Genomic DNA, 16503 nt, shown 5'->3' with positions numbered 1-16503 from the left:
CTCAGGTTGAGGTTGACCCTCCCGGCTGGGCCTTCGTGGCGTCGTCGGCGACCTCGGGGCCGGGCTCGCTGCCGGTGACGACGGCGTGGCAGCGGCCGAACTCGTGCAGGCCGACCGCCTCGGCGACCCGGGCCGAGGTGTGGTTGGTGGCGTCGTGGTTGTAGAGGACGGCCCGGCCCTCGGCCAGCACCGCCCGGGCGGCGGCGGCCGTCACCGCCTTGGCCAGGCCGCGGCCGCGGGCGGCCTCGCTGGTGCCGACGGAGATCTCCCGGAGCCGGTCGTCGTAGCGCTTGAGGACGGCGGTCGACAGCACCCGGCCGCCGTCGCCCAGGACCACCCAGGCCTCGCCGGTGAAGTGGCCGATGACCCACTCCGGCAGCCGCGGGTCGGTGGTGTCCAGCACCGTGACCTCGGCCTCGGGGGGCGGGATGGCCACCCCGGTGCGGGCGACCCAGGAGAAGTGCTGGCCGCCGGCGGCGCCGGCCACCGCCGCCAGGGCCGTCCCCAGCGACGCCGGGCCGTCCAGGTGCCGGCGGAGCAGCCCGCTCCAGGCCGGCTCGACCGCGACCACCGCCCCGCCCCCCCTGGCCAGGGCGCACACGGGCATGCCCGGGTGCGTCGCCTCGGCCACGGCGACCTCGCCCGGGACGAGCCGTTCCACCGGCAGCCGGTAGCGGTCGCCGAGCACGGCGAGCACCACGGCCTCGTTGTCGACCAGATCCAGCATGGCAACAGCGTAACCAACTTCGCCGGTCGCCAAGCAGGTCGCGGCGACCGGCTATCCTGCCTGCGGTCGGCAGGCGACGGCGAAGGAGGCGGCGGGGTGCGGGTCGGGGTGCTCGGGGCGACGGGGCGGATGGGGCTGTCTGTATGTAACGCGGTGCTGGAAGCACCCGGCCTGGAGCTGGTCGCCGTGGTCGCCCGCGCCACCGGGGTCGGCCGGCCGCTGCGCGACCTGGTGCCCGACGCGCCCGAGGGGTTGGGGGTCGCCGGGAACGTGACCGACCTGGTCGCCGCCGGGGCCGAGGTGGTGGTCGACTTCTCCCGGCCCGAGGCGACCGCCGCGGCCGCCGGGGGGCTGCTGGGGGAGGGCATCCACCTGGTGTCGGGGACGACCGGGCTGCCGGCCGAGCTGATGGACGAGCTGGCCGCCCTGGCCGGCAAGGCCGACCACGGCAACGCCGTCTGGGCGCCCAACTTCGCCCTCGGGGCGGTGCTGGCCATGCACTTCGCGGCCGTGGCCGGGCGCTTCTACCCGGCCGCGGAGGTCATCGAGCTGCACCACCAGGGCAAGGCCGACGCCCCCTCGGGCACGGCCCTGCGCACGGCCAGGGCGATCGCCGCCGCCCGCGAGGGCGACCCGGGGCCGGTCCCGGGCGCCGAGTCGGTGTCCGGCGTCCGGGGCGGCGAGGTCGACGGGGTCCGGGTCCACTCGGTCCGGCTGCCCGGCCTGGTGGCGCACCAGGAGGTCATCTTCGGCGGGCAGGGGGAGGTCCTGACGTTGCGCCACGACTCGCTCGACCGGTCGTCGTTCATGCCGGGGGTGCTGCTGGCCGTCCGGGAGGTCGCGGCCCGGCCAGGGCTCACCACCGGCCTCGAGCCGCTGCTGGGGCTCTCGTGACCGCCCACCCGGCCTATTGGGCCGAGGAGTTCACCGACGACGAGCGGGCCCGCCTGGCCCCGTACGTGACCAACCTCGACCGACCCGTGTTCGCCCTGCGGAACCTGCCCGAGACGGTGAAGGGCGCCCTGTTCGCCCGCTACTCCCGCTCGGGCAAGACCCTGCGCCGGCTGTTCCTGGACGAGTTCGCCGACCAGGTCGAGCGGGAGGGGTCCGGGGGGGCGCTTTCGGCCCCCCCGGTCGATGAGGCGAGCCTGGTCGGCGTGGCCAGGGCGGAGGCGCTCTACGAGCGTGTATTCCTCGACTACGGGGACGACTCGGTGGCCCAGCTCGGCGGGGCCCACGTGGCCTGCGAGCAGGCCTCCAACCTGCTCACCAAGCAGCTGGAGTGGGGGCGGCTGGCCGCCTACCTGGAGCAGTCGACCCGCTACGTCTCCTACGCCGACCGGCCCGGCGGGCGCTGGCGCTACCACCTCGACCCGGACGTCGACGCCAGCGACCTCGGTCCGGAGTACCGGCGGGTGATGGACGGGCTGTTCGCCACCTACGCCGAGCTGCTGCCGGCGATGACCGACCACCTGGCCGCGGTCGTGCCCCACGAGCCGGGGTCGAGCGAGGCCGCCTGGCGGCGCGCGGTCAAGGCCAGGGCCCTGGACGCCCTGCGCGGCCTGCTGCCGGCCGCCACCACCTCCAACCTGGGCATCTTCGCCACCGGGCAGGCGTACGAGGCGCTGCTGCTGCGGCTGCGGGCCTCCGCCCTGCCCGAGGCCCGCAGCTACGCCGACCTGCTGCTGGAGGAGCTGCGGCAGGTCATCCCCGCGTTCCTGCACCGGGTCGACCGCGAGGACCGGGGGGTGGCCTGGTCCCGCTACCTGGCCGACACGGCCGCCGAGACGGCCAAGGTGGTGGAGGCCGTCCTGGGGGACGCCCCCCCGGCCGCCCAGCCGGGCCCGTCGGTCCGGCTCACCGAGTTCGACCCGGCCGGCGAGGACAAGGTCCTGACCGCGATCGCCTACCCCAACCTTGGGATCGGGGAGGCCGAGGTGGCCGCCCGGGTGGCCGGGCTCGGGGCCGAGGAGCGGGCCCGGCTGCTGGCCGCCTATGTCGGCGAGCGCCGCAACCGCCGCCACCGTCCCGGCCGGGCGTTCGAGCGGGCCGTCTACACCTTCGACGTCGTCGCCGACTACGGCGCCTTCCGGGACCTCCAGCGCCACCGGATGTGCACGATCGTGTGGCAGCCGCTCACCCCCGGCCTCGGCTACGACCTGCCCGGCGACGTCGCCGAGGCCGGGCTGGCCGGGCGCTTCCAGGCCGCCATGGACGCCTCGGCGGGGCTGTACGCCGCCCTCGCCCCCCGGTTCCCGGCCCAGGCCGCCTACGCCGTCGGCCTGGCCCACCGGGTCCGCTTCGCCATGACCATGAACGCCCGCGAGCTGATGCACCTGGCCGAGCTGCGCTCCACCCCCCAGGGGCATCGCGCCTACCGCCTGGTCGCCCAGCAGATGCACCGGCTGGTGGCGACCGAGGCCGGGCACCGGGGCATCGCCGAGGCGATGCGCTTCGTCGTCCACGACGAGCCCGGCGGGGAGGCCGGGCTGGGCCGCCTGGGCGCCGAGCGCCGCCTCGAGGCGCGGCGTAACGATTCGGCCAACGCGCCCTGATCGGCGGCACCGGACGATTGTCAGGGGTTTGCCCGCGTCGTAGCATGCTTTGGTCCCTGCGCATTTTTTCCTTTTATGCAGACCGAGCCCGGTCCGTCGCCCTCCCAGCCGAGCGCCGAAGGCGCCGTCGGCCTGGCCTTCGTCGCCATCGTCCTGGTGAGCCTGTTCGCCGCCGGCGCCCTCGGCGTGCTCGCGACCCGGCAGGCGGCCCCGGTGCCCGACCCCGGCGCCGACCCGGAGGCCGCCTCCCCCGCCTCCGCGTCGGCCACCCTGGTCGTCAAGGACCGGGTCGTCTCCCGCTTCCGGGAACTGATGCTGCTGCGCGAGATCGCCCTGCGCGAGCGCGACCCACGCCTGCTCGAGTCGGTCTACGCGCCCGGCGCTCCCGGCCTGGCCAGGGACCGGGCCGAGATCGCGCGGCTGCGTGACGCCGGCCGCCGCCTGGACGGCCTGCGCATGCCGGTCAAGGTCTTCGACGCCTACCGGCCCGGCAACGGCACCTGGGTGGTGGTCGCCCGCCTCGGCCGCTCCCCGGCCCGCCTGGTCACCGGCTCGGGCCGCCAGGTCCGGGCGACCAAGGCCACCGCCGCCCTCTGCCGCTGCACCCTGGTCCAGCGCAACGGCAGCTGGCGCCTGCTGCGGTTCGCCCCCGCCTAGGCCCCTCAGAGCCGGTACAGCCGGGTGGCGTTGGTGGCCAGGACGCGCCGGGCCGTGTCCCGGGCGGCGGCGTCGTCGAGGCCGCCCGAGGCGACCTCGGCCCGCAGCACCCGGGCCAGGGCTTGGCGCCAGACGGTCGCCCCCCACCAGTGCGACTCCGGGTAGGCGCGGCCGCCCGAGCCGGCCAGCAGCTTGCCGGGCGGGCAGAGGCCGAGCGCCTCCGAGACCAGCCGGGCCGCGATCGGCTCGGCCAGGCCGACGGCCGGCGACAGGTCCATGTGGACCTGCGGGTAGGTGCCGGCCAGGTGGGCGGCGGCGCCGACGAACGGGTAGCAGCCGAGCAGCACCACCGGGCAGTCCTCGGTGCGGGAGTCGCGCAGCATCGGCCAGAGCAGGGCCGGGTCGGCGTGGGGCGGGTACACGTCCTCATCGCCCACGCCGGTGTGGAACTGGAGCGGAACCTGGCGGGTCGCGGCCAGCTCGGCGGCCCGCCGGACCAGGAACGGCAGCAGGACCGCGTCGTCGAAGCGGGCCGCCTGGGCCGCCTTGTCGAGGTTGGCGAAGGCCCGGCGGCGGTCGGCCTGGGTGGACTCGGTGAACAGCCACAGCCCGCCCCGGTGGGCGGCGATCGACTTGAGCGCCACCACCCCCCGCTCCATGGCCGTGCCGACCCGCTCCTCGAACCCGGCAAGGAACCGGGCCAGCGACCTGGCCGTTGGCGCGCCCTGGCCGAGCAGCTCCTCGGCCAGCCGCTCCAGCCGGACGATCTGGTGGACGGGCCGGTCGGCGGCCTCCTCCAGCTCGGCCACCTCGAGCAGCCGGTCGCCGCCGGCCCCGGTGTCGACCAGCAGGGCCGCGGTGCCGGCGTGGTCGAGCAGCCGCCGCAGGTAGGCGCCGGGGTCGGCCGCGACCAGCTCGTCGCGCCTGGCCGCCACCTGGCGCTCCAGCTCCTCCCCGGCCCGGGGGTCGGGGGGGCTCACGCCCAGCCCCTCGCCGGACTGGGGGCCGTCCTCGCCGGACACCTCCAGCAGGCCGGCCAGGGCGGTCAGGAAGTGGCGGTAGGCGAGCAGGCCGGGCACGTCCCTGGCCTGGCTGGCCGGCCGCGCCGCCCCGGTGAAGCTGGCCCGCCAGGCCGGCCACTGGCCGCCGCCGACCCGGGCCCAGCCGGCGAGCAGGCCGGCGCAATGATGGTCGGCCAGCGCCAGGTCGCCGAGCACCCGCCCGCCGCCGGCCGGGGCCCCCGCGGCCACCCGCCGGCTACTCCGGCAGGACCGCCGGGAGGACGTCGCGGACGCTCAGCACCCCGAGGAGCTGGCCGCCCTCGTAGACCACCAGGTGGCGGATGCGTCGGCTGGCCATCACCTTGGCCGCCTCGATCAGGTCCCAGTCGGGCCCGACGGTGACCACGTCGGCGGTCATGATCTGCTCCACGCTGACGGCCTCGGGGTCGTCGGCGTGCGCGACCGCGTTGAGCACGTCCCGTTCGGTGAGGATGCCGATCAGCATCTCGGCGTCCTGGACCACGGCCGACCCCACCCGGTGCTTGGCCATCAGCTGGGTCGCCTCCCGGAGCGACTGGGCCGGGCCCACCGCCACCACCGCGCTGCTCGCCACGTCCCGCACCTTCATGGCGGCACCTCCTCGGTCGCGGTTCAGGGTTGGCGCTACCTTAACCCGGCGAACGCGCGATCGAGTAGCTCCCGCTGCTCCTGCTGGTGGAGGGTGGGGCTGCCGGCGGCCGGGGCCGCGCCCTCGTCGCGGGAGACCGGCTCCAGCCGCAGGCCAAGCTCCTGCTCGGCCTTGAGGCGGAGGTAGCGCGAGGCGCCCATGTTCTCCGGCTCCTCCTGGACCCAGGCCACGACCTCGGCGCCGGGGTAGGCGTCGAGCTGGGCCCGGAGCGCCTCGGCCGGGAACGGGTACAGCTGCTCCACCCGGAGGATGGCCAGCTGGTCGAGGTCCTCGTCGGCTCGCCGCTTGGCCAGCTCGTAGAAGACCTTGCCGGCGCAGAGCAGCACCCGGGTGACCTTGTCGGGCGACGGCTCGGCGGGGTCGGGCAGGACCTCGTGGAACTGGCCGGTGGTGAGCTGCTCGGCCGTGGAGCGGGCCGCCGGCAGCCGCAGCAGCGACTTGGGGGTCATCACCACCAGCGGCTTGCGGTTGGCCCGCAGGGCCTGGCGGCGCAGCAGGTGGAAGTACTGGGCCGGGGTCGAGGGGTAGGCGACCTGCATGTTGTCTTCGGCGGCGAGGTCGAGGAACCGCTCCAGGCGGGCGCTGGAGTGCTCCGGCCCCTGGCCCTCGAAGCCGTGGGGGAGGAGCAGGACCAGGCTGGAGCGCTGGCCCCACTTGTCCTCGGCGGCCGAGATGAACTGGTCGACGATGACCTGGGCGCCGTTGACGAAGTCGCCGAACTGGGCCTCCCACAGCACCAGCGCGTCGGGGTTGGCCACCGAGTAGCCGTACTCGAAGCCCATGGCCGCGAACTCGCTGAGCAGGCTGTCGTAGACGAAGAACTTGCCCTGGCCCTCGCCCAGGTTGGCCAGGGGCGTGTAGAGGTCGCCGGTCTGCTGGTCGACCAGGACCGAGTGACGCTGGCTGAAGGTGCCCCGGCGGGTGTCCTGCCCGGACAGCCGGATGGTGCGGCCCTCCTCGAGCAGCGACCCGAAGGCCAGGGCCTCGCCAAGGGCCCAGTCGACGGCGTTGCGTTCCAGCGCCCCGGCCCGCTGCTGCAGCCACCTGGTCAGCTTGGGGTGGACGTTGAAGCCGTCGGGAACCGTGGTCAGCTTGACCAGGAGCTGGTCGAGGGTGGCGCGGTCGACGGTCGTGTCCACCGCCGGGTCGGCGGCCATCGGGGCCGGCCGCTCCAGCTCGACCTTGGCGACCTTGCCCTCCTCCTCCTCGTGGGTGTCGTCGAAGGCCTGCTGGAGGCGCTGGCGGAACTCCTCCAGCGACCGCTCGGCGTCCTCGATCGACAGGTCGCCCCGGTTGACCAGGGCCTCGGTGTAGAGCTTGCGCACCGGCCGGCGGCTCTTGATCCGCTCGTACATCAGCGGCTGGGTGAACGACGGCTCGTCGGCCTCGTTGTGGCCGTAGCGCCGGTAGCACCACATGTCGATGACGACGTCCTTCTTGAACGCCTGGCGGAACTCGAAGGCGAGGCGGGCCACGCGCACGCATGCCTCGGGGTCGTCGCCGTTCACGTGGAAGATGGGGGCCTGGATCATCTTGGCCACGTCGGTGGCGTAGGTGGAGGAGCGGCCGTAGTCGGGGCTGGTGGTGAACCCGACCTGGTTGTTGACGACGATGTGGACGGTGCCGCCGGTGCGGTAGCCGCGCAGCTGGGACAGGTTGAGGGTCTCGGCCACCACCCCCTGGCCGGCGAAGGCGGCGTCGCCGTGGATCAGGATCGGCAGCACCGGGGCCTCCTCGCCCCGGTCGAGCAGGTCCTGCTTGGCCCGGGCGATGCCCTCGACCACCGGGTTGACCGCCTCCAGGTGGCTGGGGTTGGAGGCGACCTCGACCCGCACCTCCCTGCCGGAGCGGGCCACGTGCTTGCCGACGGCGCCCAGGTGGTACTTCACGTCGCCCGAGCCCTGGGTGAGGGTCGGGTCGAGGTTGCCCTCGAACTCGCCGAAGATCTCCCCGTAGCTCTTGCCCACGGTGTTGGCGAGCACGTTGAGGCGGCCGCGGTGGCTCATGCCGATGACCGCGCCCTCCATGCCGGCGTCGGCCGCCTCGTCCAGGACGGCGTCCAGCATGGGGATGAGGCTCTCGCCCCCCTCCAGGCTGAAGCGCTTGTGGCCGGTGTACTTGTTGTGCAGGAAGCGCTCGAACGCCTCGGCCTCGCTCAGCTTGTGCAGGATCTGGAGCTGGTCGTCCTTGGACAGCTCCAGGGGGACGCCTTCCACGTGCTCCTGGATCCAGTGCTTCTCGTCGGTCTGGGCGTTGTGCATGTACTCGACGGTGCCGGTGCGGCAGTAGGCGTCGCGCAGGATGTGCAGGATCTCGCCAAGGGGCAGCTCGCGCTGGCCGGCCAGCCCGCCGGTGACGAAGCGGCGCTCCAGGTCCCAGATGGTGAACCCGTAGCTGGACGGGTCGAGCTCGGGGTGCATTATCGGCGGCTTGGCCTTGAGCGGGTCCAGGTTGGCGATCAGGTGGCCCCTGACCCGGTACAGGTTGATCAGCTGCAGCACCCGGGCCTGCTTCTCCACGCTGTCGAGGGAGTCCTCGCTCGGCTTCTCGTCCTTGTGCCACTGGACGGGCACGTACGGGACGGTCATGGCCCGGAACAGCTCGGCGTAGAAGTCGTCCTCACCCAGCAGCAGCCGGTGCAGCCGGGCCAGGAACTCGCCGCTCTCGGCCCCCTGGATGACCCGGTGGTCGTAGGTGGAGGTGAGGGTGACGACCTTGCCGATGCCCATGCCGGCCAGGGTGTCGGGGTCGGCGCCCTGGTACTCGGCCGGGTAGGCGATGGCGCCGACGCCGATGATGGCCGACTGGCCGGCCATCAGGCGGGGGACCGACAGCACGGTGCCGATCGTGCCCGGGTTGGTGATGGTCAGGGTGGTGTCGGCGAAGTCCTGCACGGTCAGCTTGTTCGCCTTGACCTTGGCGATGATCTCCTCGTAGGCGCGGACGAAGGCGGCGAAGTCGAGGGTGTCGGCCTGCTTGATGTTGGGCACCAGCAGGGTCCGCGACCCGTCGGGGCGGCGGGTGTCGACGGCCAGGCCGAGGTTGACGTGGGCCGGCCGGGCCGCGTTGGGCTTGCCGTCGACCTCCCGGTACATGGTGGTCATGACCGGGACGGCCTCCAGGGCCTTGACCACGGCGTAGGCGATCATGTGGGTGAAGCTGACCTTGCCGCCCTGGCGCCGGCGCAGGTGCCCGTTGAGGACGCTGCGGTTGACCTCCAGCAGCCGCGCCGGCACCGTCCGCACCGAGGTCGCGGTCGGCACCTCCCGGCTGGCCTCCATCGCCTCCACGATCCGGGCCGCCGCCCCCCGCAGGGGCACGAGCTCCGGCTTGCCGTCCTCGGTCTTCTCGGCGGGTTCGGCCTTGGGCTTCCCGTCCTTGGGCCTCTCCTCGGCCTTGGGGGCCGGCCCGGCCTCGGGCTTGGGCTTGGCCGCGGCCTTGGGCTTGGTCGCCGGGGCAGCCTGCGCCGACCCGGAACGTGGCTGCTCGCGGCCGTCCACAGCCTGGGCCGGCGCTTCCCGCACCGGCTCGCCGCCCTCGGCCTCGACCCGGCCTTCGGCGGTCTCCTCGGCCGCCCCCGGGTCCTCGTAGCCCTCGGGCTCGTTCTCGGTGAAGAAGTCTTGCCAGGCCGGGCTCACCGACTCCGGGTCGTCCAGGTACTGCCGGTAGATCTCGTCGATCAACCCGACGTTGGCACCGAACTCCGGCCGTTCGATCCAACCCATCGCGCACCTTCCTCGGCACCGAGACGCTCGTCGACCCCAGTTTGCCACCGGCAGGTTGTCGGGGGCTGGCACTAGCATGTGCGGGTGGCTGCAGCGCGAACGCCCGCCGGGCTCGGGCGCTTCTCGGCCCTGACCCGAGGCTGGTTCGAGGGCGCTTTCGCCGCGCCCACCCAGGCCCAGGTGGGCGCCTGGGACGCCCTCGCCCAGGACCAGGACGTGCTGGTGGTCGCCCCGACCGGGTCGGGCAAGACCCTGGCCGCGTTCCTGTCGGCCATCGACCGCCTCGCCGGCGCCCCGCCGGTGCCCGAGCGCCAGCGCCTCCGGGTCCTCTACATCTCCCCGCTCAAGGCCCTTGCCGCCGACATCGAGCGCAACCTCCGGGCCCCCCTGGCCGGCCTGCGGGCGGCCGCGGCCCGGCTCGACCAGCCGCTGCCCGACATCACCGTGGGGATGCGCACCGGCGACACCCCGGCCGAGGCCCGCCGCCGCTTCCCGGCCCACCCGCCCGACATCCTCATCACCACCCCCGAGTCGTTGTTCCTGCTGCTCACCTCCAGGGCCCGTGAGGCCCTGGCCGGCGTCGACACGGTGATCGTGGACGAAGTCCACTCGGTGGTCGCGACCAAGCGCGGAGCCCACCTGGCCCTCAGCCTGGAGCGCCTGGACGAGCTGCTGGAGCGGCCGGCCCGCCGCATCGGCCTGTCGGCCACCGTCCGGCCCCTGGACGAGGTGGCCCGCTTCCTCGGCGGTTCCCGCCCGGTCACCGTCGTCGCCCCGCCCAGCGAGAAGGCGTTCGACCTGTCGGTGGTGGTCCCGGTCGAGGACATGGCGGCCATCGGCGAGGCGTCCGACGACCCGGCGAGCGGGTCGGCCTCCGGGCTGCCCGACCGCTCCTCGATCTGGCCCCACATCGACGAGCGGCTGGTCGAGCTGATCCGGGCCCACCGCTCCACGATCGTGTTCGCCAACTCCCGCCGCCTGGCCGAGCGGCTCTGCGCCAACCTCAACGAGCTCGCCGGGACCGAGCTGGCCCGGGCCCACCACGGCTCGGTCAGCCGCGAGCAGCGCACCGAGATCGAGGAGGACCTCAAGGCCGGCCGGCTGCCCGCGGTGGTCGCGACCAGCTCGCTGGAGCTGGGCATCGACATGGGCGCCGTCGACCTGGTCATCCAGGTGGAGGCGCCCAGCTCGGTCGCGTCCGGCCTGCAGCGCATCGGCCGGGCCGGTCACCAGGTGGGCGCGGTCAGCCGCGGCATCGTCTTCCCCAAGTTCCGCGGCGACCTGGTCGAGAGCGCGGTCGTGGTCGAGCGCATGCAGGCCGGGGCGATCGAGGCCATGCGCTACCCCCGCAACCCCCTGGACGTGCTCGCCCAGCAGGTCGTGGCCATGGTGGCCATGGACGACTGGACCGTCGACGACCTCGAGGCCCTGGTCCGCCGGGCCGCGCCCTTCGCCGAGCTGCCCCGCAGCGCCCTCGACAGCGTCCTCGACATGCTGTCGGGGCGGTACCCCTCGGACGAGTTCGCCGAGCTGCGGCCCCGGCTCAACTGGGACCGGGTCGAGGGCCGGCTGGCCGGCCGTCCCGGCGCCCAGCGCCTGGCCGTCACCTCCGGCGGCACCATCCCCGACCGGGGCCTGTTCGGCGTCTTCCTGGTCGGGGAGCGGGCCACCCGGGTCGGCGAGCTGGACGAGGAGATGGTCTACGAGTCCCGGGTCGGGGAGGTGTTCACCCTCGGCGCCTCGGCCTGGCGGATCGAGGACATCACCCACGACCGGGTGCTGGTCTCCCCGGCCCCCGGCCAGCCGGGCAAGCTGCCGTTCTGGCACGGCGACATGCTCGGGCGCCCGGTGGAGCTGGGCCGCGCCCTTGGCGCGTTCCTGCGCGAGCTGTCCGGGCTCAAGCCGGAGGCGCGGCTGGAGCGGCTGCGGGCGGCCGGCCTGGACGACTTCGCCGCCGGCAACCTCGGCGCCTACCTGGACGAGCAGCGCGAGGCCACCGGGGTCCTGCCCGACGACCGCACCATCGTGGTCGAGCGCTTCCGCGACGAGCTGGGCGACTGGCGGGTCTGCGTCCACTCACCGTTCGGGGCCCAGGTCCACGCCCCCTGGTCGCAGGCCATCGAGGCCCGCGTCCGGGAGCGCCTCGGCCTCGAGGTCCAGACCATGTACAGCGACGACGGGGTGGTGGTCCGGCTCCCCGAGGTCGACGAGGCCCCGGCCGCCGAGTCGATCCTGTTCGACCCCGACGAGATCGAGGACCTGGTGGTGGGGGAGGTCGGCGGGTCGGCCCTGTTCGCCAGCCGCTTCCGCGAGTGCGCGGCCCGGGCCCTGCTCCTGCCCCGGCGCCGGCCCGACCGGCGCACCCCCCTGTGGCAGCAGCGCCAGCGCAGCGCCGGCCTGCTCCAGGTGGCCTCCAGGTACGGGTCGTTCCCGGTGGTGCTGGAGACGATGCGCGAGTGCCTCCAGGACGTGTTCGACCTGCCCGGCCTCAAGGAGCTGATGGCCCAGGTGGCCAGCCGGGAGGTCCGGGTGGTCGAGGTCGACACCCCGTTCCCGTCGCCGTTCGCCAGCTCGCTCCAGTTCGGCTACGTGGCCGCCTTCATGTACGAGGGCGACGCCCCCCTGGCCGAGCGCCGGGCCCAGGCACTGTCGCTGGACCGGTCGGTCCTGGCCGAGCTGCTGGGCCGCGAGGAGCTGCGCGACCTGATCGACCAGGCCGCCCTGGCCGACCTGGAGCTGGAGCTGCAGCTGCTCACCCCCGAGCGCAGGGTCCGCGACCCCGACGGCCTGCACGACGCCCTGCGGCTGCTCGGCGACCTGACCGTGCAGGAGGCGGCCGCCCGCAGCGCCGACCCCGACGCCGCCCCCGGGTGGCTGGCCGAGCTGGAGGCCTCGCGGCGGGCGGTGCGGCTGCGGGTCGGCGGCCAGGAGCGCTGGGTGGCCATCGAGGACGTGGCCCGGCTGCGCGACGGGCTGGGGGCGGCCCCGCCGGTCGGGGTGCCGCAGGCGTTCCTGGAGCCGGTGGCCGACCCGGTCGGCGACCTGCTGGCCCGCTACGCCCGCACCCACGGGCCGTTCCTGGGCGGCGACCCGGCCCGGCGGCTGGGGCTGGGCGTGGCCGTGGTCGAGCAGACCCTGGCCCGGCTGGAGGCGGCCGGCCGGGTCGTCCAGGGCGAGTTCCGCCCCGGCGGGTCGGGCCGCGAGTGGCTGGACGCCGAGGTGCTGCGGCGGCTGCGGCGCCGCTCCCTGGCCGCCCTCCGCCGCGAGGTCGAGCCCGTCCCCACCGAGGCCATGGCCCGGTTCCTCCTGGCCTGGCAGGGAGTGGGGCCGGCCGGGCCCCGCTCGGCCGACCTGGACGCCCTGTTCCGGGTGGTCGAGCAGCTCCAGGGGGCGGCCGTGCCCGCCTCGGCCCTGGAGCGCCAGGTCCTGGCCGCCCGCCTCCCCGGCTACCACCCGGGCCTGCTCGACCAGCTCTGCGCCTCCGGCGAGGTCGTCTGGGCCGGTGCCGGGGCGCTCGGCTCCGACGACGGCTGGGTCGGCCTCTACCTGGCCGAGGCCGCCCCGCTGCTGCTGCCCGAACCGCTCCCGGTCGAGCTGTCCCCCCTGGCCGTCCAGGTCCGCGACGCCCTGGCCGCCCACGGGGCGATGTTCTTCCGCCAGCTCTCGGACACGGTCGCCCCGCCCAACGACAGCGAGCTGCTCCTGGCCGTCTGGGAGCTGGTCTGGGCCGGCCACGTCACCAACGACACCCTGGCCCCTCTCCGCGCCCTCGTCACCGGCGGTTCCCGCCCCACCACCCGCCGCCGCGCCCCCAGCCGCCGTTACGGCCGCCGCGGCGTTCCGGCACCCGCCCGTTCGGGTCCCCCGGCCGCGGCGGGTCGCTGGAGCCTCACCCCGACGGCCACGCTGGGAGGTGGGCCCTCGGCGGTCGGGCTGGAGCCCCAGCCCCCGGTGCCGGGGCCCCCGATTCGGGAGGGTGGCCGAGCGGAGGAGAGCGGGTCCCCGGTTGTCCACAGCCCCCCGTTCCGACCCGCCGCGGCCGACCCGACCCGTCGGCTGCACGCGGTGGCGGAGCAGCTCCTGGACCGGCATGGGGTGCTGACCCGGGGGGCGGTGGTGGCCGAGCGCATCCCGGGCGGGTTCGCCGGGGTCTACCCCGTGCTGAAGGCGATGGAGGACGCCGGCCGCTGCCGGCGCGGCTACTTCGTGGACGGGCTGGGCGGGGCCCAGTTCGCCGTCCCCGGGGCCGTCGACCGCCTGCGGGCCCTGACCGACCCGCCCGCCTCGCCCCTGACCCAGGTGCTGGCCGCCGCCGACCCGGCCAACCCCTACGGCGCCGCCCTGCCCTGGCCGGAGCGGACGGCCACCGGCACCGAGGGCGAGCGGCCCGGCCACCGCCCAGGCCGCAAGGCGGGTGCCGTGGTGATCCTGGTCGACGGCGACCTGGTCCTGTACGTGGAGCGCGGCGGCCGCACCCTGCTCACCTTCACCGACCACCCCGACCGCCTGGCCAGGGCGGCCGACGCCCTCGCCCTGGCCGTCCGCGACGGCGCCCTCGGCCGCCTCGCCGTCGAGAAGGCCGACGGCGGCACCGTGTTCGACACCCCCCTGGCCAGGGCCCTGACCGAGGCCGGGTTCCGCCCCAGCGCCCGCGGCCTCCGCCTCCGGGGCTAGGCCCGATGCCCGAGGGGGACACGGTCTTCCTGGCCGCCACCCGCATGCACACCGCCCTGGCCGGCCAGCGCCTGGTCGCCACCGACTTCCGCGTGCCCCGCTTGGCCACCGCCGACCTGAGCGGCCAGGTCGTCCGCGAGGTCGCCGCCCGGGGCAAGCACCTGTTGCTGCGCACCGACGCCGGCACCACCCTGCACACCCACTTCAAGATGGAGGGCGCCTGGCACCTGTACCGCCCCCGGGAGCGCTGGCGCGGCCCCGACTTCCAGGTCCGGGCCGTCCTCCGCACCGAGCCGTGGGTCGCGGTCGGGTTCCGCCTGGCCGTCTGCGAGCTGCTCCCCACCGCCAGCGAGCACGAGGTCGTCGGCCACCTCGGCCCCGACGTTCTCGGCCCCGACTGGGACCCGGGCGAGGCCCTGCGCCGCCTCCGCGCCGACCCTGACCGGGCTATCGGCACCGCCCTGCTCGACCAGCGCGCCATCGCCGGCCCCGGCAACATCTACAAGTCCGAGGTCTGCTTCCTCCGCGGCGTCGACCCCTGGACCCCGGTCGGCCAGGTCGAGGACCTGGACGGCATGGTCGACCTCCTCAAGCGTCTGATGGAGGCCAACCGCACCACCGGCAGCCAGATCACCACCGGCGACACCCGCCCCGGCCGCACCCACTGGGTCGCCGCCCGCACCGGCAAGCCCTGCCGCCGCTGCGGCACCCCCATCCGCAAGGCCGACCAGCCCAGCTACGACGGCGAACGGGTCACCTACTGGTGCCCCACCTGCCAGCCGAAGTGGACTCTGGTGCAGACTGATCAGTAGACGAGTCCACAACACGAAGGGGCAGCGGTGGCATCGACAACAGTTCGGGTAAGCGAGCATACCCACGAGCTGCTCCGCAAGCTGGCCGCGTCAACCGGAGAGCCGTTGCAGAAGGTGCTCGAGCGGGCCGTCGAGAACGACCGTCGCGAGCAGTTCTATGCCGAGTTCAATGGCGCCTTTGAGCGGCTCCGTGCGGACCCGGTCGCGTGGGAGGAGGAGCTCGCCGAGCGGGCAGAGCTGGAAGGAACGCTCGCTGACGGGCTCGATGATCTGTGAGGACCATCCGCCGCGGTGAGGTGTGGCCGGCCGAGCTCGGCCAAACCAGGGGGCGCGAACAAGCCGGCGAACGGCCGGTCCTCATCGTCTCGGCGGATCCGATCAACCAGGGCCCAGCGGATCTTGCGTCGCGGTTCCCTGCACCACGCGCAGGCGGGCCATCCCAACCCACGTCGAGGTTCGCCCACCGCACGGAGGGTTGCGCGACGTCAGCTTCGCCATGTGCGAGCAGGTCCGCTCGCTGTCTGCCGAGCGGCTCGGCGCCCGTCCGTTCGGGAGCGTGCCATCGGCCGTGCTGCGTTCGGTGGAGGATCGGCTGCGGCTCCTGCCCGAACTCTGAAGCCTGGCCGCCCGGGCGGGACGACCGCATCGACGAGGCCCCGCATTCGGCTCAGATCCGGGTGAAGGCGCGGACCGCCATGCGGGGGCCGCGGCGGTCGGGGTAGCGGCCGGAGCGGGTGAGGAGGCGCAGGACGCGGCCGCGGTGACCCGGCCAGGGGGCGAGGAGCTCGAGCATGCGCTCGTCGGTGCCGCGACGCTCGCCGGTGAGGGCGTAGCTGACCAGGTGGGGGAGATGGAAGTCGCCGACCGAGACGGCGTCGGCGTCGCCGAGGGCGACGATCGCGACCTCGGCCGAGGTCCAGGGGCCGACGCCGGGGAGGGCCTGGAGGCGGCGGTGGGCGTCGGGGGCGGCCATGGCGACGGTCTCCTCGACCCGGCGGGCGCGGCTGGCCGCGAACTGGATGGCGGTGGTGCGCTTGCGCTCGACCCCGAGCGGGTGGAAGGCCCAGTAGGGGGTGACGGCCAGCAGGTCGGGGGGTGGCTGCAGACGCAGCCGCACCGGGCCAGGGGCGGGTTCGCCCCAGGCGCGGACGATGGCCGCGAAGGCGCTGTGGGCCTCGCGGCCGGTCACCTTCTGCTCCAGGATCGAGGGCAGCAATGCCTCGAACACCGCCCGGGAGCGGGAGATGCGCAGGCCGGGGAAGTGGTGGTGGAGCTCCCCGACCAGGCCGGTGGGGGAGAACCCCTCCAGCGAGTCCCGCGACCCCAGCAGCTCCGGCGCCGCCTCCAGGCACCATTCCGCCCCCGGCCCCCAGGCCGCGACCCGGAACCCGTCCGCCTCGGCGCTGTACCGGGCCGTGGCCGGCCCCGCCGGCGTCCGGGTCGCCCGCCACCAGGCCCCCGTCCGGTCGACCAGCATGGTCGGGTCCCCCGGCCCCCGCCGCAACGGCCCCAGCGTCAGCCGGAGCTCCACCGGCAGGCGCGGCCGGACGACAGTCTCGATCGGAGAATCCGCGGCGGTCATCGCCCGGATCTTGGCACGCCCAGCCGACAACCACGAGCCCTGGGTCCACCGCGCAGGCCGGTTTCGGGGGCCCAGGCACCGG

Annotated in this window: 12 protein-coding genes and 1 pseudogene; 8 read left to right on the top strand and 5 right to left on the bottom strand. The window is 74.8% G+C overall.

Annotation, left to right across the window (positions count from 1 at the left end; genetic code table 11):
* Position 1: 1 nt before the first annotated feature.
* Positions 2-727 (bottom strand): GNAT family N-acetyltransferase, encoded by a 726-nt coding sequence (locus VF468_07180; GenBank protein HEX5878088.1) that lies wholly within the window; start codon positions 725-727, stop codon positions 2-4.
* Positions 728-823: 96 nt separating this feature from the next.
* Between VF468_07180 and dapB the strand changes: the two genes are divergently transcribed.
* From dapB to VF468_07165, 3 genes are all read left to right on the top strand, one after another.
* Positions 824-1621, top strand: a complete 798-nt coding sequence (dapB, locus tag VF468_07175; GenBank protein HEX5878087.1) for a 4-hydroxy-tetrahydrodipicolinate reductase — start codon at positions 824-826, stop codon at positions 1619-1621.
* A complete protein-coding gene (locus VF468_07170; GenBank protein ID HEX5878086.1) occupies positions 1618-3282 on the top strand; it encodes an FAD-dependent thymidylate synthase in 1665 nt (554 codons plus the stop codon). The genes dapB and VF468_07170 overlap by 4 nt, the downstream gene beginning before the upstream one ends.
* Positions 3283-3357: 75 nt before the next feature.
* A complete protein-coding gene (locus VF468_07165) occupies positions 3358-3939 on the top strand; it encodes a hypothetical protein (GenBank protein HEX5878085.1) in 582 nt (193 codons plus the stop codon).
* Between the two features lie 5 nt (positions 3940-3944).
* Here the strand turns inward: VF468_07165 and VF468_07160 are convergent, their stop codons facing one another.
* Genes VF468_07160 through VF468_07150 form a run of 3 tightly spaced genes read right to left on the bottom strand, consistent with a single transcriptional unit; the run spans position 3945 to position 9353 of the window.
* Positions 3945-5189, bottom strand: a complete 1245-nt coding sequence (locus VF468_07160) for a hypothetical protein (protein HEX5878084.1) — start codon at positions 5187-5189, stop codon at positions 3945-3947.
* A 7-nt stretch (positions 5190-5196) separates the two neighbouring features.
* Positions 5197-5568 carry a CBS domain-containing protein gene (locus VF468_07155; GenBank protein HEX5878083.1) on the bottom strand — a complete coding sequence of 124 codons (372 nt, stop codon included), beginning with the start codon at positions 5566-5568 and terminating at the stop codon, positions 5197-5199.
* 35 nt (positions 5569-5603) lie between these two features.
* Positions 5604-9353, bottom strand: a complete 3750-nt coding sequence (locus tag VF468_07150; protein ID HEX5878082.1) for a multifunctional oxoglutarate decarboxylase/oxoglutarate dehydrogenase thiamine pyrophosphate-binding subunit/dihydrolipoyllysine-residue succinyltransferase subunit — start codon at positions 9351-9353, stop codon at positions 5604-5606.
* A gap of 84 nt (positions 9354-9437) precedes the next feature.
* Here VF468_07150 and VF468_07145 point away from each other — a divergent pair, with 84 nt between their 5' ends.
* The 5 genes and pseudogenes from VF468_07145 (at position 9438) to VF468_07125 (ending at position 15455) form a co-directional block, all read left to right on the top strand.
* Positions 9438-14027, top strand: a complete 4590-nt coding sequence (locus VF468_07145) for a DEAD/DEAH box helicase (protein ID HEX5878081.1) — start codon at positions 9438-9440, stop codon at positions 14025-14027.
* A gap of 5 nt (positions 14028-14032) precedes the next feature.
* The gene (locus VF468_07140) at positions 14033-14839 is read left to right on the top strand and encodes a DNA-formamidopyrimidine glycosylase family protein (GenBank protein HEX5878080.1); all 807 of its coding nucleotides are present in this window, start codon (positions 14033-14035) and stop codon (positions 14837-14839) included.
* 105 nt (positions 14840-14944) lie between these two features.
* On the top strand, positions 14945-15115 hold the full coding sequence (locus tag VF468_07135) for a toxin-antitoxin system protein (GenBank protein HEX5878079.1): 171 nt from the start codon (positions 14945-14947) through the stop codon (positions 15113-15115).
* A pseudogene (locus VF468_07130) lies at positions 15112-15177 on the top strand (hypothetical protein). The gene VF468_07135 and the pseudogene VF468_07130 overlap by 4 nt, the downstream one beginning before the upstream one ends.
* Positions 15178-15275: 98 nt before the next feature.
* The gene (locus VF468_07125; GenBank protein HEX5878078.1) at positions 15276-15455 is read left to right on the top strand and encodes a type II toxin-antitoxin system PemK/MazF family toxin; all 180 of its coding nucleotides are present in this window, start codon (positions 15276-15278) and stop codon (positions 15453-15455) included.
* A 51-nt stretch (positions 15456-15506) separates the two neighbouring features.
* On the opposite strand, the gene VF468_07120 is transcribed toward VF468_07125, so the two are convergent.
* A complete protein-coding gene (locus tag VF468_07120) occupies positions 15507-16421 on the bottom strand; it encodes a DNA-3-methyladenine glycosylase 2 family protein (GenBank protein HEX5878077.1) in 915 nt (304 codons plus the stop codon).
* Between the last annotated feature and the right edge of the window lie 82 nt (positions 16422-16503).

Source organism: Actinomycetota bacterium (genome assembly GCA_036280995.1).
Classification (GTDB): Bacteria; Actinomycetota; CALGFH01; order CALGFH01; family CALGFH01; genus CALGFH01.
The sequence above is the reverse complement of the archived record's forward strand: the minus strand, read 5'-3'. Positions and strand labels throughout refer to the sequence as shown.

Excerpts from the sequence above, each read along its gene's own strand:
- VF468_07155 (HEX5878083.1), bottom strand. The coding sequence starts at position 5,568 with ATGAAGGTGCGGGACGTGGCGAGCAGCGCGGTGGTGGCGGTGGGCCCG.
- VF468_07165 (HEX5878085.1), top strand. The coding sequence starts at position 3,358 with ATGCAGACCGAGCCCGGTCCGTCGCCCTCCCAGCCGAGCGCCGAAGGC.
- VF468_07180 (HEX5878088.1), bottom strand. The coding sequence starts at position 727 with ATGCTGGATCTGGTCGACAACGAGGCCGTGGTGCTCGCCGTGCTCGGC.
- VF468_07140 (HEX5878080.1), top strand. The coding sequence starts at position 14,033 with ATGCCCGAGGGGGACACGGTCTTCCTGGCCGCCACCCGCATGCACACC.
- VF468_07120 (HEX5878077.1), bottom strand. The coding sequence starts at position 16,421 with ATGACCGCCGCGGATTCTCCGATCGAGACTGTCGTCCGGCCGCGCCTG.
- VF468_07150 (HEX5878082.1), bottom strand. The coding sequence starts at position 9,353 with ATGGGTTGGATCGAACGGCCGGAGTTCGGTGCCAACGTCGGGTTGATC.